We start from the raw sequence: 22718 nt of genomic DNA, 5'->3' as shown, positions 1-22718 counted from the left end.
CATGATGAGTTTTGCTCAGTGGGGTAACGCCCTGTACTCGGGCGACAAGTCCTATGCTGTCGTTCCCAAGCGTAAGGTCTTCGTCGGCCTCGCCGCCGCGGTGCTCGTTCTCGGTTTCGCGCTCGTCGCGATCCTGGGCCTGAACCGCTCGATTGAGTTCACCGGAGGCTCTCAGTTCGATGTCGCTCACGTGAGCGACCAGAGCGAGTCTTTCGCCTCGCACGCAGTAACCTCCACCGGCCTCGTCGAGGGTGCCCCGAAGGTGACCCGCGTGGGTTCGGATTCGGTGCGCATCCAGACGACGTCCCTGGATTCCGCGCAGACCGCTCAGATGCGTGACGCGCTGGCCAGCGCCTACGGCGTGGATACGACCGAGGTGCAGTCCTCTTCGATCGGCCCCTCCTGGGGGTCCTCGGTCACCACGAAGGCCGCTCAGTCGCTCGTCATCTTCATGGCGCTCGTCGCCCTGCTGATGACGGTGTACTTCCGCTCGTGGCGCATGGCAGCGTCTGCGCTGCTCGCGCTTGTGCACGACATCGCCGTCACCATCGGCGTGTTCGCGATCCTGCAGGTCGAGGTGTCGCCCGCGACCGTGATCGGCTTCCTGACGATTCTGGGTTACTCGCTCTATGACACCGTCGTCGTCTTCGACAAGGTGCGTGAGCTGACCTCGGACGTCTACGAGCAGAAGCACTACACCTTCGCCGAGTACGTGAACCTCGCAGTCAATCAGACGATGGTTCGTTCGATCAACACCTCGGTTGTGGCGCTTCTCCCTGTCGGCGCGATTCTGATCATCGGTTCCGTGGCCCTTGGCCCGGGTACCCTGGTGGATATCTCGCTGGCCCTGTTCGTCGGTATGATCGCCGGTACCTACTCGTCGATCTTTATCGCGTCGCCGCTTCTGGTCACCTTCCAGGAGCTGTCGCCCAAGACCCGCGAGCACAACGCGGCCGTCGACCGGGCACGTCAGGGCCGCCACGCCGCTGATACGCCGGGCGCCTCCGCATCGGTGAAGGTGGCTCCTATCAAGCCCGGCAAGCGCCTGGGCAACGAGAACCAGCCCCACAGGAAGAAGAATCATCGATGATCGGTGAGCTTGGCGAGCGCATCGCCACTCTGGTGCGAAGCAACATGCTGGAAATCCCGGATTTTCCGGAACCTGGCGTCCTGTTCCGCGATATCACGGAGCTGTTTGCGAACGGCCCGGCATTCAAGGAACTGGTTGAGCTGATCGGCGCTCGCTACGAGGGTCGCATCGACGCAGTCGCGGGTCTTGAATCGCGTGGCTTCATCCTCGGCGCCCCCGTGGCCGCCGAGCTTGGCCTCGGAATGCTGACGATCCGCAAGGCCGGCAAGCTGCCCGGCCACGTGATCGGAGTCGATTACGAACTCGAGTACGGCACGGCGCGCATGGAAATGCACCCCGAGTCGGTCCACGAGGGCCAGCGCGTCCTCATCATCGACGACGTGCTCGCGACGGGCGGCACCGCGAACGCGGCGGTGAAGCTGTTGCGTCAGTGCGGTGCGTCCGTCGAGGCCGTGGCCGTTCTCCTGGAACTCGATGCGCTGGGCGGTCGCTCGGTGCTGACGGACGTCACGGTGGAGAGCGCGCTACACCTCTAAGCGTCGTTTCTTGACAACGAGCGGGTCCCGGGATCGCCACGATCCCCGGACCCGCTCGTTCGTCGCTATCATGGGGCCATGAGCAGCGACGACATGACTTCAGGATCCGCACTTCCCGCGGCCGGTTCCCGAGTGCGCTCTGGCCTCGTTTGGTTTGGCTCACGCGGACGCGCCACAATCCCCGAGATTGAGCCGCTTGTGCGCGCCTTGCGGGCGAACCATCCGAAGGCGGATATCAGTGTCGTCGAGCGGGCCTACCGCACTGCCGAGGAACACCACCGCGGGCAAATGCGCAAGTCCGGTGAACCGTATATCACCCATCCGGTCGCCGTTGCGACCATCCTGGCGGAGATGGGCATGACGACCCCGACGCTTGTCGCAGCGCTGCTGCATGACACGGTTGAGGACACGGACTACACGCTCGAACAGCTCGCTGCCGAGTATGGCGAGGCGATCGCCAACCTCGTTGACGGTGTCACCAAGCTCGATAAGGTGCACTATGGGGCCGCTGCCCAGTCCGAGACGCTACGCAAGATGCTTGTCGCGATGAGCCGCGATATTCGCGTTCTGCTCATCAAGCTCGGCGATCGCCTGCACAATGCCCGCACGTGGCGTTTCGTGCCTGCCAAGTCGGCGGCAAAGAAGGCGAAGGAGACGCTGGAGATTTACGCGCCCCTGGCTCATCGCCTCGGCATGAACATGGTGAAGTGGGAGCTTGAGGAGCTGTCGTTTAAGACGCTGTACCCGGAGATCTACGAGGAGATCGACCGCCTCGTCACGGAGAGGGCACCCCAGCGCGAAGAATACCTGCGAGATGTCATCGACCAGATCGAAGAGGATTTGCGTCGTTCGGGCACGAAGGGGACGGTGAGTGGCCGTCCGAAGAGCCACTACTCGATCTACCAGAAGATGATCGTGCGCGGAAAGGCCTTCGATGAGGTCTTCGATCTGGTGGCTGTGCGCGTCCTGGTGGAGTCGATCAAGGATTGCTACGGCGTGCTCGGGGCACTGCATGGGCGCTGGAACCCGATTCCCGGCCGCTTCAAAGACTACATCGCGATGCCGAAGTTTAATCTCTACCAGTCGCTGCATACGACGGTCATCGGACCCGGTGGCAAGCCGGTGGAGATCCAGATCCGTACCTTCGACATGCATGAGCGCGCCGAGCACGGCGTCGCCGCGCACTGGAAGTACAAGCAGAACCCCAACGCCTCGAGTGGCGATGCGGACCGCATGAGCTCTGACGAGCAGGCGAACTGGCTGCGCGCTTTGGTCGAGATGGAACGCGAGACGGGCGATCCTGAGGAGTTCCTCGATTCGCTGCGCTACGAGATCGCCGGTGACGAGGTCTACGTGTTTACGCCGAAGGGCCAGGTCATCGTGTTGCCGGCGCGTTCGACGCCCGTCGACTTCGCGTATGCGGTGCACACGGAGGTCGGCCACCGCACGGTGGGCGCGAAGGTCAACGGCCGCCTCGTCTCCCTGGATACGCGCCTCGAGTCGGGCGAGACGGTCGAGGTCGTGACCTCCAAGTCGGATAAGTCCGGACCTTCGCGCGACTGGCTGGCCTTTGTCGCCTCTCCGCGTGCGCGCTCCAAGATCAAGGCGTGGTTCTCGAAGGAGCGCCGCGAGGAAGCTGTGGAGGCCGGAAAGGAGGCGCTTGCCCGCGCGATGCGCAAGCAGAACCTGCCGCTCCAGCGCCTCATGAGCCACGAGTCGATCCTGTCGGTCGCGACGTCTTTCGGCTATCCGGACGTGTCCGGCCTGTACGCAGCTGTCGGCGAGGGCCATATCTCCGCGCAAAACGTCGTCTCCAAGCTCGTCGACAACCTGGGTGGGGGAGACGGCACTGAGGAGACGCTGTCCGAGGCCGTGACCCCCGGTTCTCAGAAGCCACGCTCCGAGGCCTCGGGCGATGCGGCGATCACCGTCGCCGGTCTGAGTCCGAACGAGATCTGGGTCAAGCTCGCCAAGTGCTGTACGCCGGTGCCCGGAGACGACATCGTCGGCTTCATTACCCGAGGCCAGGGTGTCTCGGTGCATCGCAGTACGTGCGCGAACGCTGTGCGTCTCGGACAGCTGCAGCCCGAGCGCTTCGTCGACGTGTCCTGGAACGAGAAGGGGCTGGGCGCTCCGTTCCGCGTGCAGATTGAGGTGCGCGCCCTTGATCGCGGCGGACTGCTCTCGGATCTGACGCGCGTGCTGTCCGACTATCGCGTCAACATTCTTGCCGCCGCGCTGAAGACCGACGGTGACCAGGTCGCCTCGGGTAACTTCTCATTCGAACTGGCCGACCTCGGACACCTGAACGCGGTCCTGTCCGCCCTTCGTCGGGTCGACGGAGTCTTCGAGGCGGTGCGCATCGGCGCCGATTCATAGACGAGGCGCGGGCGGCTTACGTCGATTCGCGCGAAAAGGGTGTTACATCCGTCCCCTTTTGTGTGATGAGCTTTCCCCTGCTCGTTAGATGTGACACACTAGCTGTGTGTGTCACATCGGCACGCACCCGCGCCGGGCGTAAGCCCTCGTCTCAGAAGGAATATCGTGACCACGACGCCGATTCCGAATAACGAAACCGCTCCCGAAGCTGCCCCGTCGACGATTGAGGAGGCCGCGGTCTCGACGACGATCGCTGCTTCTGAGGTGCCCGAGCACCCCTTCGCCCGTATCGGCGAGGACGGCACTGTGTATGTCAAGGATGGAGACGAGGAGCGCGTTATCGGCGGCTTCCCCGAGGGCATTCCTGCTTCTCCCTACGCTCTGTACGAGCGTCGCTACGCAGACCTCGAAGCCACCATCAAGCTTTTTGAGGATCGCCTGGGCACGCTGAGCCCGCGCGATATCGACCAGACTCTCGCAACGCTGCGCGAGCAGGTCGCCTCCCCGAACGTCATCGGAGATATCCCGGCGTTGCGTGAGCGCGTTGCGGCGGTTGAGAAGGCCGCCGAGGAGCGCAAGGAAATCGCCCGCGAGGAGCGCAAGGCCGCCAAGGCTGCCGCTCTCGCCGAGCGCACCTCCGTCGTTGAGCGCGCCGAGGCTATTGTTGCCCAGGATCCCGCCAAGACCCATTGGAAGCAGTCGGGTCAGACCCTGCGCGACCTCCTCGACGAGTGGAAGAACCTGCAGCGCCGCGGTCCGCGCCTGGAGAAGGCCATCGAGGATGAGCTGTGGAAGCGTTTCTCCTCCGCTCGCACCCAGTTCGACCGTCACCGCCGCCAGTTCTTCTCGCAGCTCGATCAGGCCCAGTCCGAGGCTAAGCGAGTGAAGGAAGCCCTGATCGCTGAGGCCGAGGCTCTGTCCTCGTCCGTGGACTGGTCGCGTACCTCCGGTGCGTACCGTGAGCTCATGAACCGCTGGAAGGCCGCCCCGCGCGCTTCGCGTAAGGAAGACGACGCGCTGTGGGCTCGTTTCCGCGCCGCCCAGCAGGTGTTCTTCGACGCTCGCCGCGCCAAGGATGAGGCCACCGACGCGGAGTACCGCGACAACCTCGTCGCGAAGGAAGCGATCCTCGTTGACGCTGAGGCCATCCTGCCGGTGACCGACATTGATCGCGCGAAGGCTCAGCTCCGTCAGATCCAGGACCGCTGGGAAGAGGTGGGCCGCGTGCCGTCCGCCGACCTGCACCGCATCGAGGGGCGTCTGCGCGCCGTCGAGGCCGCGGTCCGCGAGGCCGAAGAAAAGGAATGGCGCCGCACCAACCCCGAGACGCGCGCACGCGCGGCTGGCATGGTCGGTCAGCTTGAGGAGCAGATCGCTCAGCTCGAGCGTTCCCTGTCCGAGGCCGAGGCCAAGGGTGACGAGAAGGCCGCCAGGAACGTGCGCGAGGCTCTCGAGACCAAGCGCGCCTGGCTCGCGCAGATCTCCTCTTCCATGGAGTGACATGCGTCTTCACGTCATTCCGTCGCCTTTCTACGCGGCGAATGGGCTTGTGCTCGTCCCTTCCGGGGCGGGCACTGCCCTTGTCGTCGACCCTTCAGCGGGAATCCAACACCTGATCCGCGAGGTCCTCGAGCTTGAGGGTGTCAGCGTGGGCGCGGTGCTTCTGACACACGGACACCCCGACCACGTCTGGGACGCAGCCGCGGTGTCCACTTGGGGCGCGGACGGAGGCACCGTTCCCGTGTACGTGCCGGGACCCGACATGTACCGCATGGATGACCCGGCCTCGTTCCTGCCGATGCCCCTGCCCGACTTCGTGGGGCAGTGGGTCAAGCCCGCCGACCTGCGTGAGGTGCCCTCAGATTCGTTTGAGATGTGCCCCGGCGTGTGGCTACGCATGGTTCCCGCACCCGGCCATACCGAGGGATCGGCCGTCTTCCTGGGGGAGAGCCCGCTCGATATCCGGGTCAACAACCAGTCCTTCTACTCTTCCGACGAGGCGGTTCCGTGGGCGATGAGCGCAGACGTGCTGTTTAAAGACAGCGTCGGGCGCACCGACCTGCCCGGGGGCGACGAAACTCAAATGCGACATTCTTTGCGCACGATTTCCAACGCTCTTGATCCTCGCACCGTCCTTGTTCCCGGACACGGCCCGGCGACGACGCTCGCAGATGAGATACGCTCAAACCAGTATCTGATTCGCGCTCGTCGCATCGGCTAACCACCTTCCTCATAGAAAGAACGCTCAATGGCTCGCACGTCCCTGTCAGGTTTCCCCGAATGGCTCCCGGAGGGCCGCATCATTGAGATGCACGTCCTCGACGAGCTGCGTCGCGTGTTTGAATTGCACGGCTTCGCGGGCATCGAAACCCGTGCGGTCGAGACCCTCGAGCAGTTGGAAGCAAAGGGCGAGACCTCCAAGGAGATCTACGTGCTCGACCGCCTGCAGGCCCTGAAGGCTGCGGCGGCGGGCGCACGCGCTCCCAAGGACAAGGGCATGGGTCTGCACTTCGACCTGACCGTTCCCTTCGCCCGCTACGTGGTCGAGAACGCGAACGAGCTGGATTTCCCGTTCAAGCGCTACCAGATCCAGAAGGTGTGGCGCGGCGAGCGTCCCCAGGACGGTCGCTTCCGCGAGTTCACGCAGGCGGATATCGACGTCGTGGGTAACGGCGAGCTGCCGTTCCACTTCGAGGTGGACCTGCCGCTGGTGATGGCCGAGGCTCTGAACAACCTGCCGATCCCGCCCGTGCGCGTGCTCGTGAACAACCGCAAGGTCGTTCAGGGCGTGTGTGAATCCCTCGGGGTCACGGACGTTGAGGCTGCCCTGCGCGGCCTGGACAAGATCGACAAGATCGGCCCGGAGGGTGTGGCCGCCGAGCTGGCTCAGTCCGGCATCGACGGCGACCAGGCATCCGTTCTGCTCCAGATGGCGCAGATTCGCACGTCTGACTCTTCCGAGGTGCGCGCGCGTCTGGCCGAGCTCGGTGTGGGCGGCGAACTGCTGGACGAGGGCCTGAAGGAGCTGACCGAGCTCCTCGATACCGCGAACAAGCGGATGCCGGGTGCGGTCGTCGCGGACCTCAAGATCGCTCGTGGCCTCGACTACTACACGGGCAGCGTGTACGAGTCGGAGATCGAAGGCCATGAGGACCTCGGCTCGATCTGCTCGGGCGGACGCTACGACTCCCTGGCGAAGGACGGCAAGCGCACCTACCCGGGCGTCGGCCTGTCTATCGGCGTCTCGCGCCTTGTGTCGCGCATGATTTCTGCGCCGATGGTGAGGGCCTCTCGCAAGGTGCCTACGGCGGTCGTCATCGCGGTCATCGCGGAGGAACAGCGTGAGCGCTCGGAGGCGATTGCCGCTGTGCTGCGTTCGCGCGGCATCTCAACAGACGTTGCTCCCAGCGCTGCAAAGTTCGGCAAGCAGATCAAGTTCGCCGATAAGCGCGGCATCCCCTTCGTCTGGTTCCCGGGCGAGGAGGGCAGCGCTGACACGGTGAAGGACATTCGCAGTGGCGAGCAGGTGGAGGCCGATCCGCACACGTGGGTCCTACCCGAGGCCGACGCGGTCCCCACTATCGAGAAGGTGACCGACTGAGTGTCCCTCACGGCGGTTGAAGCAGCTCGCTCGCTGGCGCATGCCCTCGAGGAAACGCTCCATGCCATTCCGGACGGGAGTCGTGGCGACGCGGAGCGCGCGCTGCGACGCCTGCAGGACGTCGTGTTGCCGCGCCTCGAGGACGCGGATGCACCTGTGCTCGTGGTCGTCGGTGGCTCGACGGGGTCCGGTAAGTCGACGCTCGTCAATTCGTTGCTTGGCCGAAACGTGAGTCGGGCGGGCGCGGTGCGTCCGACGACTCGGCGCCCCGTGTTGGTCTGCGCGCCCAAGGCACGCGACTGGTTCATGTCGGACCGAGTGCTGCCGAGACTGGCGAAGAGCGAGGGCTCGGGTGGGGATAGCCTCGACGCGATCACGATCGCTGTCGAGGAGACGCTGTGGCCCGCCGTAGGTATTGTGGACGCCCCGGACATTGATTCCGTCGAGGACGAAAACCGTCGCCTGGCTGCGGAGCTGCTCGACGGTGCAGATCTGTGGGTGTTTGTCACGACCGCGGCCCGCTACGCGGATGCGGTGGCGTGGAAGCACCTGGAGGAAGCCGCGAGCCGCGGATTGCGTGTCGCCATCGTGCTCAACCGCGTCCCCGCCGGGGCAGCGCAGGAAATTCGCGAGGATCTGGCCTCGTTGGCTCGCCGGCGTGGCCTGGGTGAGGTCGCGATTCATACGGTCGAGGAACAGCCGCTCAGCGACGGGCGCCTGCCCGCGGAAGCAATCGCGCCGATCGGCTCCTACCTGGAGGAAATCGGACGCGATACCGAGGAACGTGCCGCTATCGTGCGTCGATCGCTGTCCGGGGCCGTCGCCTCGTCGTTGGAGGAGACGACGCGCGCACTGGAGGCTGCGAGGCAACGCAACCGCGAGTTCGAGGCCGCAGCCGGCGATATCGAGCAGCTCGTTTCTTCCTATGCCCGGGAAGTGTCCTCCTCGTCGAGTGATGACGTACTGCGCGGTGAAGTAAGCGCACGCATCGCCGAGGTACTGGGCTCGTGGGATATGTCCAAGACCGTCTCGCGTGTGTTTTCTGGTTTGAGCTCGCGCGTGATGGGTGCACTCCGTGGACAGGCAGCGCCGGACGTTCAGGTGCAGCGCGATCTGACCGGAGGCCTTGCGCAGCGTTTGGCGGACCAATACCACCGGGCGTGGGGTGAGTCCCTGCGCAGGGCGCGTATCGTCGTCGATACGTCTTCGTTCGATGAGCTGCTCGACGTCGATGCTGCGGAGCAGCGCGCACGCACAGTCGCGCAGGAGTGGACACGCGAGGTCACGCAGATCATTCGTGGCCAGGCCGAGTCCTCGCGCGTCAGTGGGCGCATGCTTGCGGGCGGCATCAACGTCGTGACGGTCTCGCTGATGGTGGCCGCGTTTACGATGACCGGTGGTCTCACCGGTGTTGAAGTCGGTATCGCCGGGGCATCGGCCGCCCTGTCCCAGACAATCCTGGAAGCCTATTTCGGCGAACGCACGGTTCGATCGCTGGCCGAGCAGGCTCGTGCGGCGCTCGAACGCCTCGCCGCAGAGTCTCTGTCGGATGTCGTTGCCCCGGTGAGCGCGAGCCTCGATCGGGCTTCCGACAAGGTTCTCATCGACAAGCTGGCGGCGGCCGAGGAGAGAGCCCGGGAGGTGCTGGCGTGAGGCGAGCATCGAACCCCGTGGCTTCGGCTGCCCAGCAGCTTGACGAGATGTGCACCCTGGCAGCACCGGACCTCGATCAGCAGACTCTGGCGCACATTCGCGATCTCATTGACGTGACGGCCGAACGCAGCGAGGTCGACCCGTCCTGGTGCGTTATCGGCATGCTGGGAGGCACGGGTGCCGGCAAGTCCTCCCTCGTCAACGCGCTGAGTGGGGGAGAGGTCGTCACTGCGGGTGTTCGGCGCCCCACGACGAACGAGGCGTGCGCCGTGCTGCCGCGAGGCCGAGAACCGCAGGAATTGCTGGGGTGGCTGGATATCGGTCGTCGGGTGGAGGCGCCGCAAGCGCTGCCTGGCGACACCGTCGTCGTTGATTTGCCGGACATTGATTCGGTTGATGCACGTCATGCGGACATCGCCGATCGTCTGGCGTCGCGCGTCGACGCGCTCGTCGTTGTCGTCAACCCGCAGAAGTATGCGGACGCGCGTCTGCACGACGAGTGGCTGGTGCGTCTGCGCTCGTCGCATGCCTCGGTGACGGTCGTCCTGACGCACATCGATACCATTTCCGTGCCCGAGCGTGATGCGATCGAGCAGGATCTGCGTCGTCTGCTGAGCGAGCGCGGCATGGCTGACGCCGAGGTATTCGCGGTGTCGGCGACGTCGGGCGAAGGGATGCGCACTCTCATCAAGCACCTGACGCGCGAGGCCGAGCGGGTCTCACGCCAGGCGTCGCGCGCGCGTGCTGCGCTGCGTGAGGCCTCCCGGATACTGCGCGAGTCCTTGGAACTGACCGGCACGGTCCGTGGCCTCGAGACCGAGGGTCTGGCCGCCGAATTGGCTGGCACGGCCGCCGATCTCGCGGGTGCTCCGATCATCGCCGAGGCCGTGGCTGACTCGACGCTGCGTGCCGGACGCCGGGCGGGCGGCTGGCTGCCGTTGCGCTGGCTGGCGCGTACGGGTGTGGACCCGCTGCGCCGCCTACATCTGGACGATGAGTCGCGTGCCGAGGGGGCGACGACTCCGACGTTGCCGACTCGGTCCGCCTCCGATGAAGCTGCCTTCGTCAACGCTGTTCGGGGGGCGGTTGGGGAGCGCGCGCAGGCGCGTCCTGCCCGTTGGCGTGCGGCGCTGGTCGAGCGTGCGCTTAGCGGGGCGCGAGAGGTCCCGGACGCAGCGCATCGTGAGGTTGCGGAGCACATTCGCGTCTCGACCGGAGCCCCGGCGCTTTGCCGTGTGCTGGGTGGTGCCCAGCTGCTCGCCTGGCTGGGCGTTGTTATCGGTGTTGCGTGGATCGTCCTCGTGCACCTGGGCAGGGCTGTCCTCATCGATGTCCGGGTCCCCGCGCTCGGGCCGATTCCGCTTCCGACGGCACTGGTCGCGCTGTGCCTGTTGATCACGGTGCTCTGCGCGTGTGCGAGCCGGGCGTTCGCCCGGTGGACTGCGTCGCGGCGTCGGCGCGTTGTGATGCGTGACCTGCGGGGACTGTGCCGCGATGCGGTCGATCGACTCGTCGTTGCTCCCCTGCGTTCCGAGGACAATCGACAGGTGACGATCGCCTCGTTCCTCGCTCGCCTGCCCCTCTGAGTCTCGTCCTGTCGCAACGGGCGGACGATTCGCTGACAGTGAGTTCGCCGACCACGCGCCTCTGTCAGCTGCCTGCGAGGGTATGCTGGTTGTAGCGATGAGGCGCTGCCCCTTGTTATGGTGCCCGCGGGATGCGGGATTTGTTGTTATGGGTGAGGCCGCGCCGAGGAGCCGAGTAGGCCCGCCCCGATGGTTTTGCTGACACCGATTGCACCACGCAAGGATGAATTATGCCCTCTGACGATTTCACGGAACGCGCTGACGACGAGCGTGAGATGACGGCGATTGCCGACGATATTGACGACCTCGACGATGATCGTGACCTCGACGATGACCGCGCGGACGAAGAGGACACGGATACCGTGACCTTCGCGAGCCTCGGCCTGCCCGAGGAGATCCTCGCGGCCGTCACCGACATGGGATTCCGCGTCCCCACCCCGATTCAGGCAGCTGCCATCCCGCCGCTGCTGGAGCTGCGCGACGTTGTCGGCATCGCCCAGACGGGTACCGGAAAGACCGCTGCCTTCGGCCTGCCGCTCCTAGCGATTGTTGACGCGGACGAGCGCAACGTGCAGGCTCTCGTCCTGGCCCCCACGCGCGAGCTCGCGATGCAGAGTGCCCAGGCGATCGAGGATTTCGCCGCACGTACGGCCCGCCTCGACGTCGTCCCCGTCTACGGTGGCTCTCCCTACGGCCCGCAGATCGGTGCGCTCAAGCGTGGCGCTCAGGTCGTCGTCGGCACCCCGGGTCGCGTTATCGACCTCATCGAGAAGGGCGCCCTCGATCTGTCGCACGTGCGTATGCTGGTCCTCGACGAGGCCGACGAAATGCTGCGTATGGGCTTTGCCGAGGACGTCGAGACGATTGCGTCGAGCGCCCCGGATGATCGACTGACCGCACTGTTCAGTGCGACGATGCCCGCTGCCATTGAGAAGGTTGCCCGCGAGCACCTGAAGGATCCGGTCAAGGTTGCGGTTTCCACCGAGTCCTCGACGGTCGACACCATCCATCAGACCTACGCGGTGGTGCCCTACAAGCACAAGATCGGTGCGCTTTCGCGCGTGCTGGCTACCCGCGCCCAGCACATCAAGGAAGGCCAGGAAGAGGCGGACGCCGCCATCGTCTTCGTGCGCACGCGCGCCGATGTCGAAGAGGTGTCGCTGGAGCTCTCGGGCCGTGGATTCCGTGCAGCCGGCATTTCCGGCGACGTCGCTCAGACCGAGCGCGAGCGCATGGTCGAGCGCCTCAAGAACGGCTCGCTCGACGTGCTGGTCGCGACCGACGTGGCCGCCCGAGGCCTCGACGTCGAACGTATCTCCCTCGTCGTCAACTTTGACGTTCCGCGTGAGCCCGAGGCCTACGTCCACCGCATCGGTCGCACCGGCCGTGCGGGCCGTGAGGGCCGCGCGCTGACGTTCTTCACCCCGCGTGAGCACGGCCGTCTGCGCCGCATCGAGAAGCTGACGGGCACCGAGATGGAAGAGGTCGAGATTCCCTCGCCTGCAGCCGTCTCCGAATTCCGCGCCAGCCGTCTGCTCGAGGGCCTGTCCGCTCGTATTGAGCGCGGCCGTCTCGACATGTACAAGCGTCTGCTCGCCGACCTCGGCGATGAGATCTCCGTCGAGGACATCGCCGCCGCCCTCATGGCGACGGCCGTCGGCGACGAGGGCCCGGCCCCGCGCGTCGAGAAGGATCGCCGTGGCAACGGGAAGATCCGCCGCGAGGAACAGCTGGACGAGTCCGGCGAGTTCGTCGGCGCCACTTTCGAGGCTGGTCGCGACAAGGACCGCCCGCTCAAGGGCGGCGCGAACGGAGCTCGTCGTCGCGGTGGCGGCCGCCCGGCACCCGGCTCCGGTACCCGCTACCGCATCGAGGTGGGCAAGAAGGACCGCGTCAAGCCCGGTTCGATCGTTGGCGCCATTGCTGGCGAGGGCGGCATCGACGGCCGCGACATCGGCAACATCGAGATCTACCCGACCTTCTCACTGGTCGACATCACCGCGGACCTGTCCAGCGAGCAGCTGTCCCGTATCTCCAAGGGATACGTGTCTGGCCGCCAGCTGCGCATCCGCGTCGATGAGGGCCCCGGCGGCCGTTCTCACGGTGACCGCGACGGATTTGAGCGCCGTGAGCGCCGCGACTTCGACCGAGATCACCGAGGCCGCGGTGGCTACGGTGATCGAGAGGGCCGCTTCGGAGACCGTGATGAGAAGCGTCCGCACCGCTTCGAAAAGGGCGACGGATCCCGTCCGCGCCGCAGCGTTCGCACCGAGCGTTGGGAGAAGGACATCAAGCGCGCCCGCCGCGAACGCGAGGGTGGCCGCGACGGCGCTTGGGACCGCGACGGAAGCCGCGACGGCGGACGCCGCCACTTCGGCAAGCGTCGTTACGACGACTGAGCGCTAGCCGCCTCACCCGTGGCGCGTTCCGATGAGGGACGCAGCCGCGTCACCGCGACCACGGTGAGGATCGCAAGCACAGCAGCAATCACCCAGTAGGGAGCGTAGGCTGCCCCGCCCACCGTGGCGGTGGCGGCCCACGCGCTCATGGCGACGGACACGAGGGCGAGTTCGAGGGCTGGTCCTGCCGAATCCGCGACCTGCAGCCAAGAGGCCACGCGCCCGTGCTTGGCCTCGGGGGTCACCTCGAGTGCCATAACGGACAGAGGCGCGTGAACGAGACCGACGCCGAGGCCGACGAACAGCCAGCCGATGAGGGCGACCCAGACCGGTATCGTGGGGAACAGGAGGGCTCCGACGGGGATCGCGCCGATGGCCATCAGCGCGCCGCCGATGACCGGGAGCCGGCGGCGCAGGTGTGCATCGTGAACGCGTGCCTGGCCGACCGCGCCGATAGCCCATGTGATCGACCCGAGTGTGACCCACCAGGCGGAGGAGGCCTCGGACCATCCGTGCACGCGCTGGAGGATGAGCGGGATCATGACTGCGAGGCCGACCTGCGAGGCCATCGCGCTCAGCCTTGCAAGGATCGCCGAGGGCATGCCGCGGCGGGACATGAACGTTCCGCGCGGCAGGAGGCGGGGCAGTGCCCAGGCGGTGATGCACGCGCCGAGGGCGAAGACCCCGAACTGCGCGAAAGGCGAGGACAGGGCGCCCGCAAGCTGGAGCAGCATGACGCCAATTCCGACAAGCCCGGCGTCTCGCGAGAGGGACGCGAGCATGGGGGAGCGCTGGCCCTGTGCAGTCGGGATCGAGCGCAGGACGTAGGCAATCGGGACCGCTGCGATCACAACCAAGAGCGGAACGACGCCAAAGACGTAGCGCCATCCCCACTCCTGGGTCACGTGGCCTGCGATCGCGGGGCCGACCAGCGAGGGGAGAACCCACGCCAGCGAGAAAGACGCAAAGAACGAGGGACGGTGACGAGGGGAAGCGACCGCACCGACGAGGACGTAGAGCGGGACGATGAGCAGGCCGCCGCCGAGCCCCTGAAGCGCGCGGCCGACAACGAACATGACCACGTTTGTGCCCGCGGCGCACACCACCAAACCGACAGCGAAGAGAACCAATCCCGCGAGCAGGACAAAACGGGGTCCCTTCCAATCCGCCAGCGCGCCCGCGACCACGGTGGCGCTCAGCTGCGTCGCCAACGCCGCGCCCGAGGCGATCGGGTACCAGGCGGCAGCGTCAAAAGACTGGACGACTGCGGGCATGATCGTCGTGGCGGCGAGCTCCTCGAAGGCCACGAGCGTAATGAGGAGAACCGACCCGATGGCCAAGCCAATTTCGGACGTCGTCCAGGAGGTACGGGAAGGAGAGGCGGGCTCGGCGGTTGGCATGTTCACTATCGTACTCGCGGCACGCGCGACTCTTCGGAAGGCAGGCGTACAATGACACTGCCGCCGCCTGTCTCGCGGATGGTAACTACGAAAGGAATCACAGTGCTCCGCACTCACAACATTGGAACCCTCGGCACCGACCTTGTCGGTCAGACTGTGACGCTCACCGGTTGGGTGGATCGTCGTCGCGACCACGGTGGCGTGGCGTTCATCGACCTGCGCGACGCGTCCGGCATCGCCCAGGTTGTCGTCCGCGACGAGCGTGTCGCCCACGAGCTGCGCTCCGAGTTCGTCCTGAAGGTCACCGGCGAGGTCTGCGCTCGCCCCGAGGGCAACGAAAACCCGCACCTGGCCACCGGCGCCATCGAGGTGATGGGCGACGATATCGAAATCCTGAACACCAGCGCACCCCTGCCGTTCCAGGTGTCCTCCAATGCTGAAGATTCCGGCAACGTGGGCGAGGAAACCCGCCTGAAGTACCGCTACCTCGACCTGCGTCGTGAGCCCGAGCAGTACGCGATCCGCCTGCGCTCGAAGGTCTCCCGCGCTGCCCGTGAGGCGCTCTACGCCCGCGACTTCGTCGAGATCGAGACACCGACCCTGACCCGTTCGACCCCCGAGGGCGCCCGCGACTTCATCGTCCCGGCACGTCTGTCGCCCGGCTCCTGGTACGCACTGCCCCAGTCGCCCCAGCTCTTCAAGCAGCTGCTCATGGTGGCTGGCATGGAGCGCTACTTCCAGATTGCGCGCTGCTACCGCGACGAGGACTTCCGCGCCGACCGTCAGCCCGAGTTTACCCAGCTCGACATCGAGATGAGCTTCGTGGACCAGGACGACGTCATTGAGGTCGCTGAGGACGTCCTGAAGAATGTGTGGGCGCTCATCGGTTACGACCTGTCCACGCCGATCCCGCGCATGACCTACAAGGACGCGATGGAGCGCTACGGCTCGGATAAGCCTGACCTGCGCTTCGGCCTCGAGCTCACCGAGCTCACCGAGTACTTCAAGGACACGACGTTCCGCGTGTTCCAGGCTCCCTACGTGGGCGCCGTCGTCATGCCCGGTGGCGGTTCGCAGCCGCGTCGTACCTTCGACAAGTGGCAGGAGTGGGCCAAGGCGCGCGGCGCCAAGGGCCTTGCTTACGTCACGATCGCCGAGGACGGTACACTGGGCGGCCCCGTCGCCAAGAACATCACCGAGGCAGAGCGCGAGGGCCTGGCTGCCGCGACCGGTGCCAACCCCGGCGACTGCATCTTCTTCGCCGCCGGCAAGCCCACCCCCTCGCGTGAGCTGCTCGGCGCGGCCCGCCTTGAGATCGGCAAGCGCTGCGACCTGATCGACCCCGACGCCTGGGCCTTCACCTGGGTCGTCGACGCTCCGCTCTTCAAGCCCACCGGCGACGCCGAGGCCGAGGGCGACGTCGCGCTGGGCCACAGCGCCTGGACCGCCGTCCACCACGCGTTCACCTCGCCCAAGCCCGAATGGGTTGACTCCTTCGACAAGGACCCGGGTAACGCGCTGGCCTACGCCTACGACATCGTCTGCAACGGCAACGAGATCGGCGGCGGCTCTATCCGTATCCACCGCCGTGACATCCAGAACCGCGTGTTCAACGTGATGGGCATCGGCGAGGAGGAAGCCCAGACGCAGTTCGGCTTCCTGCTCGACGCCTTCAAGTACGGCGCCCCGCCGCACGGTGGTGTCGCTTTCGGTTGGGACCGCATCGTCTCCCTGCTGACGAAGTCCGACTCGATCCGCGACGTGATCGCCTTCCCGAAGTCCGGTGGCGGTTTCGACCCGCTGACCGAGGCTCCGGCCCCGATTACGCCCGCGCAGCGTAAGGAAGCTGGCGTCGACGCGAAGCCGAAGAAGCGCGGTGAGGAAGCCTCCGAAGAATCGGAGAAGTGATTCCTCGTCCGTGACTTTGTCCACGGAACCCCCATCGGTTACCGACCGGTGGGGGTTTCGTGCACAATGGGTACATGTCGTACGTCGAGATGCACCCTGAGAATCCGCAGGCACGTTTGGTCAACACGGTCGTTGACCTGCTGGAACGCGGCGGTACGATCGCGCTGCCTACCGACTCCGGCTATGCGATCGCCACGAAGGCGGGCAACAAGGCAGGTATGGACACGATCCGTGCCATCCGTAAGCTCGATGACAAGCACAACTTCTCGTTGCTGTGTCACTCGTTTGCGCAGCTGGGCGAGCTCGTGATCATCGATAATCACGAGTTCCGCACCATGAAGGCGCTCACCCCCGGACCCTACACGTTCATCCTGCGGGGGACCAAGGAGGTCCCGCGCATCATGCTGAACAAGAAGAAGCACACGGTGGGCGTGCGTATCCCCGATCATGTCATTACGCAGACGATCGTCGAGGCGCTGGGTGAGCCCCTGGCCTGTTCGACGCTCATCATGCCGGGCGAGGAAGAGCCGCTGACGGACGGCTTCGACGTGGATGATCGCATCGGACACCAGGTTGATCTGGTGGTTGTGGGTCCCGTGGGCGTCGCCGAGCCGACCACGGTCATTGACTTTGCTGGCGGGGACGCTGTCGTCGCGCGCGTCGGTGCGGGCGACATTTCGCTCTTCGACTGATCGCGTGGCATTCGAGCAGGCGTCTTTTTCGCGCACCGGTTTTTGCCGGCTGCGCTGGGAGGCGTCGGACGGCATCTATCGTTACGCCGACGGGCTTCCGATCGTCGGACCTCGGCTCGTCGTCGATGGGGTCGACGCCGTACGCGTGACCTTCCAGTGGGGTGCCCAGGCTGCGGCTGATTGCTACGTCATCCTCAACACGATTACGGATCGGGCGCGCGAGCATCTCGACGACTTTCGCATGTCGGTGGGGTCCGGGCACGGGGATGCTCGGGCGCTCGTGTGCGCGCTTCCCGCGGATGCGATCCTCAGCTACCAGAAGGTGATCGTCGGTCCGTCGGGCCTCGACCCCGCGGTGCTCAGGGACATGGGGGAGTGGATACGATTCCTTGAGGAAGCATCCCCGGATGAATCGAATCCCCTGAGAGTCGTGAACGGGCGAGGCGCTGCCGCCTCACTCTTCGTTGGGCCCGATGCGCGGGTGGTGTGGCCGTCGGAGGACCTGTCAGCGCCTTGGATGCGTGCTCCGCGAGAACATGAGATTGGTACGCGTATCAGTGCCCGGCTGGGGCACACACGGCAGCGGCGGATCGTCATGTATGACGGCGAGGCGGATCCGACGTGCACGCTCATCCTCTTCGATGGCGAGATTTGGCGGGGTAACGGCGTCGGCTGGTTGACTCGGCGTTATCCCGGCCTGCGCGTCGTGACGATCGACGCGGGAGATCTGGACGAGCGCGAGGCGGAGTTGACCGATGCGGATCGCGTCGGTGCTCTACTGCAGGCAGTGTGTGATGAGGCGGGTGCGGGGCCCGTAATGGTCGCAGGCCAGTCCTACGGCGGTCTGGCTGTGTTGGAAGCGGCGCTACGCAGTGATCTTCCCCTCGATTGTGCGGTCGCCCAGTCTCCGTCACTGTGGTGGGGAGGCGCGCGACGAGGCATTGGTGAAGGAATGTTGATGGGTGACCTGCGTGCGGGGTCGGTGGAGCCGCGCCGGAATGTGCGGCTACGGCTGCAGGTGGGCACGCTGGAAGAGACGATGCGTCCGGTGGTGGACGACTGCGTCGAGCTCCTGCGGAGTCAGGGCACAGCCGTGGAGCTCGACCATTATTGCAGTGGGCATGATGTGGCATGGTGGCGCGAAGGCCTCGTCCGCGCCCTTGATGAATGGGACCCTCTCACATGCTGACCAGCAGTGAGACAGCCCAGGTCAATGTGCGGTCTATAGGTTAGGCTTACCTATGCACCTGATAAGATCGACTGAATTGAGACACCTGTGCACCTGTCGACGCGAATTCGCGCCATCGTTGGCGTCGCTCTGACCGCTCTCGCTCTGGGAGCTTGCTCGTCCAACCAGCCCGCTCCGGCCTCGTCCCCCGAGGCCTCCGCGATGTCCGAGAGCTCTGCGACGCGCACCGTCACCGACGCGTCCGGCCAGGAGGTTACCCTGCCGTCGCACCCCAGCCGTGTTGTCACGCTCTCTGAACCGACGACCGACAACGCGCTCGCTCTGGGTGTGACCCCGATTGGTGTCGTCTCGGGCCGTGGCCAGCAGACGGTTGCCAACTACCTTGTCGATCGTGCGGGTGACATCCCGATTCTGGGCTCCATCGGTACTCCCAACCTCGAGGCCATCGGTGCGGCGCACCCTGACCTGATTCTCGTTGACGGCACGTCGGTGAAGAACAACGATACTGAAACGCTGAACGCGCTGAGTCAGATCGCGCCCGTCTTCTTCACCACGCAAAAGGGCGGCGACTGGCGCGAGACTTTCACCCTGACGGCCGACGCGCTCGGCCTTGCCGACCAGGCTGAGACCAAGCTCGCGGAATTCGACAAGCACGTTGCCTCCGTCAGCGCCCGCCTGAAGGACGCCGGCTACCTCGATCAGACCTACTCGGTTGTGCGTTGGCAGGGCGATAGCGCCGGCCTCATCCTCAAGGAGCTGCCCGCCGGACAGGCTCTCACCGCGCTCGGCATGAAGCGTCCCGCGAACCAGGATCGTGACGGCGAGGGCCACTCCGAACCCGTCTCGCTGGAAAACATCGATCAGATCGACGCCGACTGGATCTTCTTCGGCACGCTGGGCAAGGCCTCGGTGAATAACCCCTCCGCCGGTGGTAACACGGGCGTCGAGGCCTCGGCCGCTGCCCTCGAAGAGGCGAAGAACACCGTCGGTTTCGACTCCCTCGGCGCCGTCCAGGCGAACCACGTCATTCCCGTCGACGGGTCCCTCTGGACCTCCACCGGTGGTTACCTCCTCATGGACGGTATCATCTCGAGTATCGAGGCCCAGTTTGTCCCGGCCTCCTGAGGTCGATGGACAAACACACCGGGTCGATGACCTAACATGACGACACGTCGCATCACCAGCGTCGCCATTGCCTGCGCAGTGGCGACGCTGGCGCTTGTCCTCGTCACCCTCGCGTCCCTTGCTCTGGGGTCGCGCCAGATTGCTCCCGACGTGGTGTGGGATGCGCTCGTGAACGGCGGAGCCAGCCAGGACGCACAGGTGGTCACGCAACTGCGTGTTCCTCGCACCGTCGCCGCGCTCGTGATCGGCGGGGCGCTGGGGCTGGCAGGTTCCATCATGCAGGCGATGACGCGAAATCCTCTCGCCGATCCTGGGGTACTCGGCATCAATGCCGGTGCTGCTTTCCTTGTTGTAACGGTGACGGCTGCGAGTGGCGTCGCCACCCGCGCGGCGACGCTCGGCGCTTCGCTCGTCGGCGCGGGGGTGGCCGCCGGTCTCGTCTTCGCTATTTCCGGTAGCGGGGGAGGATCCCGATCGCGCCTTGCTCTGGCAGGCATTGCTGTATCGGCCGCTCTTGCATCACTCACTCAGGCTGTTCTCGCCGCGAACCAGTTTGCGTTCAACGAATTCCGATACTGGGCATCGGGATCATTGGAAGGCGTTGACATGGCCTCGGTGGCGAGCGCGGGTGCAGTGATCGCCGTCGGCGCAGTGGTTGCGCTTCTCATTACATCGGCACTGGGTGTCCTTGCACTCGGCGACGACGCCGCGGTAAGCCTCGGAGTGCGTGTGCGACTCATCCGTGTGCTCGGGGTTGTCGCAGTGACGGCACTGGCTGGGGGAGCGACTGCTCTGGGTGGGCCCCTCACGTTCGTCGGCCTCGCGGTGCCGCTCATGGTGCGGCGTGTTGTCGGAGCCCGACAGGGCGCCATTGCCCTCTGGTCTATCGTGGTCGGAGCCGCTTGGGTGTGCGGTGCTGATGTCGTCTCACGCCTCGTGCTCGCCCCGTCCGAGGTTCCCGTGGGTGTCATCGTCGCTCTGATTGGTGCTCCGTTCTTCATCCTGGGCGCGCGCGGAAAGGGCATGTCATGACGCCAGCTCCCTCGCGCTACAAGACCGTTTCGCTGCGCCGTTTGTCGGTGCGCGTGCACCGGCGCAGCGCCGCCGTCGTGCTCATCGGATTTATTCTCCTCGCCACGTTAGCCGTTTATTCTTTGACTCTGGGGGACTACGGACTCAGTGCCGGTGACTCGTTCCGTCGTCTTCTGGGAGACGGCGGGCCCCGGGACGATTTCCTGGGTGTCTACTTCGTACAGTCGGTGCGCCTGCCGCGCATGCTCGCAGCGATTGCTGTCGGCGCAGCGCTTGGAATCGCCGGGCGTATCTTCCAGACGATTTCGGGCAACCCGCTCGGTAGCCCTGACATCGTCGGTCTGTCGACGGGGTGCGCGACCGGCGCCCTGATTGCGATCATCATCCTGGGCTCGAGCCCCACGGTCACTGGGGTGGGGGCGTTGCTCGGCGGACTCGTTTCGGGTGCGGTCATTCTCGCATGCGCGGGTGGTATGCGAGTCACGGGTATTCGCGTCGTGCTCGTCGGCATTGGCTGCTCGGCGGCGTTGCGTGCTGTCAATTCGCTGCTGATCGTCAAGGCTCCGCTGGAAGCAGCGCAGCGTGCCCAGCTCTGGAGTGCCGGCTCATTCTCCGGCGTCACTATCACGCGTCTGATGCCTTTGCTGATCGTGATCGGTGCTGTCGTTGTGGTGTGCGCCGTCTTCGCGGTGCCCCTCGGTCTCGTCGCGATGGGCGACGACGTTGCGACGGGGCTTGGCGTGCGAGTACGTCGCACCCGTATGCTCCTTATCGTCGTCGCGATCCTACTCGTCGCATCCGCAACATCGGTGGCGGGGCCTGTTGCTTTTGTTGCTCTCGCCGCTCCTCATGTCGCGCACCGGCTGTGTGGCGGCGGGGGAGTCGGATTTACATCGTCCGCCCTCGTTGGTGCTCTACTTGTGCTGGTCTCAGACGTGTGCGCACAGAGGCTCGTCGCTCCGGCCGAGCTTCCCGTTGGCGTCGTGACGGGCGTTGTTGGAGGCGTCTACCTTCTCTGGTTGTTGATTCGTGAGGTGAGATCGTGAGTGAGAACGCTGTGTGCAGTGGGCTGAGTGCTCGGGACATTGTTGTCGGCTATGGAAAAAATGCCCCGATCCTCGAAGGACTTTCTCTGGATGTCCTGCCAGGCGAACTGACCGTCATCGTTGGCCCGAACGCCTGCGGAAAGTCGACGCTCCTGCGTTCGCTGGCCCGCGTGCTCGGCCTGCGACGCGGTGCGGTTGCGCTGGATGGACGAAGCGTTGCCGACATGAATCAGAAGGCTCTTGCGCGTCGATTGGGTTTGCTTGCTCAGTCGTCGGTTGCTCCGGGCGACATGTTTGTCGAGGATTTGGTTGCTCGTGGCCGCTATCCCTATCAGTCGGTGCTCCATCAGTGGAGCACTGAGGACGACGAGGCGGTGGCTCGCGCGATGAAGGACGCTGGGGTCGCCGACCTGGTGGGGCGACGCGTCGGCGAGCTGTCGGGTGGACAGCGTCAGCGCGTGTGGATCGCGATGTCTCTTGCCCAGGCGACGGATATTCTGCTCCTTGATGAGCCAACGACGTATCTCGACCTCAATCACCAGCTGGAAGTCCTGCGTTTGGCGCAGCGCCTCCATAGGGATGGCGTGACGGTCGTTGCCGTCCTGCATGACCTGCATCTGGCATTCCGCTACGCGACGCACCTCGTGTTCATGAAGGACGGTGAGATCGTGGCCCAGGGTGCGCCGCGCGACGTTGTGACGGCAGATCTTATTGAACGCGTTTTCAGTGTGCCGTGCAGGATCATCGATGACCCTGAGACGGGATCGCCACTGGTGATTCCGACTCGATGACCAGTGTGTTGTGATCCCCAATATCTCAAATGTTGACCGGCGGGTCACGCAGGCCCATGATTGTTGGATAATATAAGTCACAACAGGTTGCTAGAAGGCCGATATTTCCTGATAAAAACGTGTTTTGACTGCATGTTCCGGTAATTTGCTTGTTGTTCGCAATTGCGGAACAGTCATCAGGCAATAGTATGGTGTCTGTAGCTAGTGGTTACTCGGACACTGACATATTGATTCTGGGCCTGGTGAAGCCAATTAGCGCGCGATATCCCGTCGAGATAGAAAAGGACACAG

The 22718-nt window shown here is 65.2% G+C and carries 17 protein-coding genes; 16 read left to right on the top strand and 1 reads right to left on the bottom strand.

Features of this window, described 5'->3' with window-relative positions; all coding sequences use genetic code 11:
* Position 1: 1 nt before the first annotated feature.
* The 9 genes from secF to FBF35_RS05745 all read left to right on the top strand — a co-directional run bounded on the left by secF (position 2) and on the right by FBF35_RS05745 (position 13244).
* On the top strand, positions 2–1090 hold the full coding sequence (gene secF / locus FBF35_RS05785) for a protein translocase subunit SecF (RefSeq protein WP_060567357.1): 1089 nt from the start codon (positions 2–4) through the stop codon (positions 1088–1090).
* Positions 1087–1626, top strand: coding sequence for an adenine phosphoribosyltransferase (locus FBF35_RS05780; RefSeq protein ID WP_034466718.1), 540 nt, complete (start codon positions 1087–1089; stop codon positions 1624–1626). The genes secF and FBF35_RS05780 overlap by 4 nt, the downstream gene beginning before the upstream one ends.
* A gap of 78 nt (positions 1627–1704) precedes the next feature.
* Complete coding sequence (locus FBF35_RS05775) at positions 1705–4005, top strand: RelA/SpoT family protein (protein WP_187348937.1); 2301 nt, start codon at positions 1705–1707, stop codon at positions 4003–4005.
* A gap of 165 nt (positions 4006–4170) precedes the next feature.
* Positions 4171–5505 (top strand): DUF349 domain-containing protein, encoded by a 1335-nt coding sequence (locus tag FBF35_RS05770; protein ID WP_003792512.1) that lies wholly within the window; start codon positions 4171–4173, stop codon positions 5503–5505.
* A gap of 1 nt (position 5506) precedes the next feature.
* The gene (locus FBF35_RS05765) at positions 5507–6226 is read left to right on the top strand and encodes an MBL fold metallo-hydrolase (protein WP_060567356.1); all 720 of its coding nucleotides are present in this window, start codon (positions 5507–5509) and stop codon (positions 6224–6226) included.
* A 27-nt stretch (positions 6227–6253) separates the two neighbouring features.
* Positions 6254–7606, top strand: a complete 1353-nt coding sequence (hisS, locus tag FBF35_RS05760; protein ID WP_060567355.1) for a histidine--tRNA ligase — start codon at positions 6254–6256, stop codon at positions 7604–7606.
* Positions 7607–9259, top strand: a complete 1653-nt coding sequence (locus FBF35_RS05755) for a dynamin family protein (RefSeq protein WP_060567354.1) — start codon at positions 7607–7609, stop codon at positions 9257–9259.
* Between the two features lie 17 nt (positions 9260–9276).
* The gene (locus tag FBF35_RS05750) at positions 9277–10845 is read left to right on the top strand and encodes a GTPase (RefSeq protein ID WP_060567353.1); all 1569 of its coding nucleotides are present in this window, start codon (positions 9277–9279) and stop codon (positions 10843–10845) included.
* A gap of 230 nt (positions 10846–11075) precedes the next feature.
* The gene (locus tag FBF35_RS05745; RefSeq protein ID WP_060567352.1) at positions 11076–13244 is read left to right on the top strand and encodes a DEAD/DEAH box helicase; all 2169 of its coding nucleotides are present in this window, start codon (positions 11076–11078) and stop codon (positions 13242–13244) included.
* Here the strand turns inward: FBF35_RS05745 and FBF35_RS05740 are convergent.
* Complete coding sequence (locus tag FBF35_RS05740; protein WP_187348936.1) at positions 13232–14644, bottom strand: MFS transporter; 1413 nt, start codon at positions 14642–14644, stop codon at positions 13232–13234. The genes FBF35_RS05745 and FBF35_RS05740 overlap by 13 nt on opposite strands.
* Before the next feature lie 102 nt (positions 14645–14746).
* On the opposite strand from FBF35_RS05740, the gene aspS reads away from it, so the two are divergent.
* The 7 genes from aspS to FBF35_RS05705 all read left to right on the top strand — a co-directional run bounded on the left by aspS (position 14747) and on the right by FBF35_RS05705 (position 22427).
* Positions 14747–16552, top strand: a complete 1806-nt coding sequence (aspS, locus tag FBF35_RS05735) for an aspartate--tRNA ligase (protein WP_007590527.1) — start codon at positions 14747–14749, stop codon at positions 16550–16552.
* A 74-nt stretch (positions 16553–16626) separates the two neighbouring features.
* Positions 16627–17244 (top strand): L-threonylcarbamoyladenylate synthase, encoded by a 618-nt coding sequence (locus FBF35_RS05730; RefSeq protein WP_048673009.1) that lies wholly within the window; start codon positions 16627–16629, stop codon positions 17242–17244.
* Between the two features lie 4 nt (positions 17245–17248).
* On the top strand, positions 17249–18433 hold the full coding sequence (locus FBF35_RS05725) for an enterochelin esterase domain-containing protein (protein ID WP_060567351.1): 1185 nt from the start codon (positions 17249–17251) through the stop codon (positions 18431–18433).
* An 87-nt stretch (positions 18434–18520) separates the two neighbouring features.
* A complete protein-coding gene (locus tag FBF35_RS05720) occupies positions 18521–19558 on the top strand; it encodes an ABC transporter substrate-binding protein (protein ID WP_060567350.1) in 1038 nt (345 codons plus the stop codon).
* A gap of 36 nt (positions 19559–19594) precedes the next feature.
* The gene (locus tag FBF35_RS05715; protein WP_060567349.1) at positions 19595–20590 is read left to right on the top strand and encodes a FecCD family ABC transporter permease; all 996 of its coding nucleotides are present in this window, start codon (positions 19595–19597) and stop codon (positions 20588–20590) included.
* Positions 20587–21636, top strand: a complete 1050-nt coding sequence (locus FBF35_RS05710; protein ID WP_060567348.1) for a FecCD family ABC transporter permease — start codon at positions 20587–20589, stop codon at positions 21634–21636. Before FBF35_RS05715 ends, FBF35_RS05710 begins: the two co-directional genes overlap by 4 nt.
* The gene (locus tag FBF35_RS05705; protein WP_060567347.1) at positions 21633–22427 is read left to right on the top strand and encodes an ABC transporter ATP-binding protein; all 795 of its coding nucleotides are present in this window, start codon (positions 21633–21635) and stop codon (positions 22425–22427) included. The genes FBF35_RS05710 and FBF35_RS05705 overlap by 4 nt, the downstream gene beginning before the upstream one ends.
* Positions 22428–22718 lie beyond the last annotated feature (291 nt).

Source organism: Schaalia odontolytica, assembly GCF_005696695.1.
GTDB classification, from domain to species: Bacteria; Actinomycetota; Actinomycetes; order Actinomycetales; family Actinomycetaceae; genus Pauljensenia; species Pauljensenia odontolytica_C.
Note: the sequence above shows the minus strand (reverse complement) of the source record. Positions and strands in the feature narration are given on the sequence as shown.

What these genes read in the sequence shown, in the direction of transcription:
- secF (WP_060567357.1), top strand. Translation starts at nt 2, where the DNA reads ATGATGAGTTTTGCTCAGTGGGGTAACGCCCTGTACTCGGGCGACAAG.
- FBF35_RS05780 (WP_034466718.1), top strand. Translation starts at nt 1,087, where the DNA reads ATGATCGGTGAGCTTGGCGAGCGCATCGCCACTCTGGTGCGAAGCAAC.
- FBF35_RS05775 (WP_187348937.1), top strand. Translation starts at nt 1,705, where the DNA reads ATGAGCAGCGACGACATGACTTCAGGATCCGCACTTCCCGCGGCCGGT.
- FBF35_RS05765 (WP_060567356.1), top strand. Translation starts at nt 5,507, where the DNA reads ATGCGTCTTCACGTCATTCCGTCGCCTTTCTACGCGGCGAATGGGCTT.
- hisS (WP_060567355.1), top strand. Translation starts at nt 6,254, where the DNA reads ATGGCTCGCACGTCCCTGTCAGGTTTCCCCGAATGGCTCCCGGAGGGC.
- FBF35_RS05745 (WP_060567352.1), top strand. Translation starts at nt 11,076, where the DNA reads ATGCCCTCTGACGATTTCACGGAACGCGCTGACGACGAGCGTGAGATG.
- FBF35_RS05740 (WP_187348936.1), bottom strand. Translation starts at nt 14,644, where the DNA reads ATGCCAACCGCCGAGCCCGCCTCTCCTTCCCGTACCTCCTGGACGACG.
- FBF35_RS05730 (WP_048673009.1), top strand. Translation starts at nt 16,627, where the DNA reads ATGTCGTACGTCGAGATGCACCCTGAGAATCCGCAGGCACGTTTGGTC.
- FBF35_RS05715 (WP_060567349.1), top strand. Translation starts at nt 19,595, where the DNA reads ATGACGACACGTCGCATCACCAGCGTCGCCATTGCCTGCGCAGTGGCG.
- FBF35_RS05710 (WP_060567348.1), top strand. Translation starts at nt 20,587, where the DNA reads ATGACGCCAGCTCCCTCGCGCTACAAGACCGTTTCGCTGCGCCGTTTG.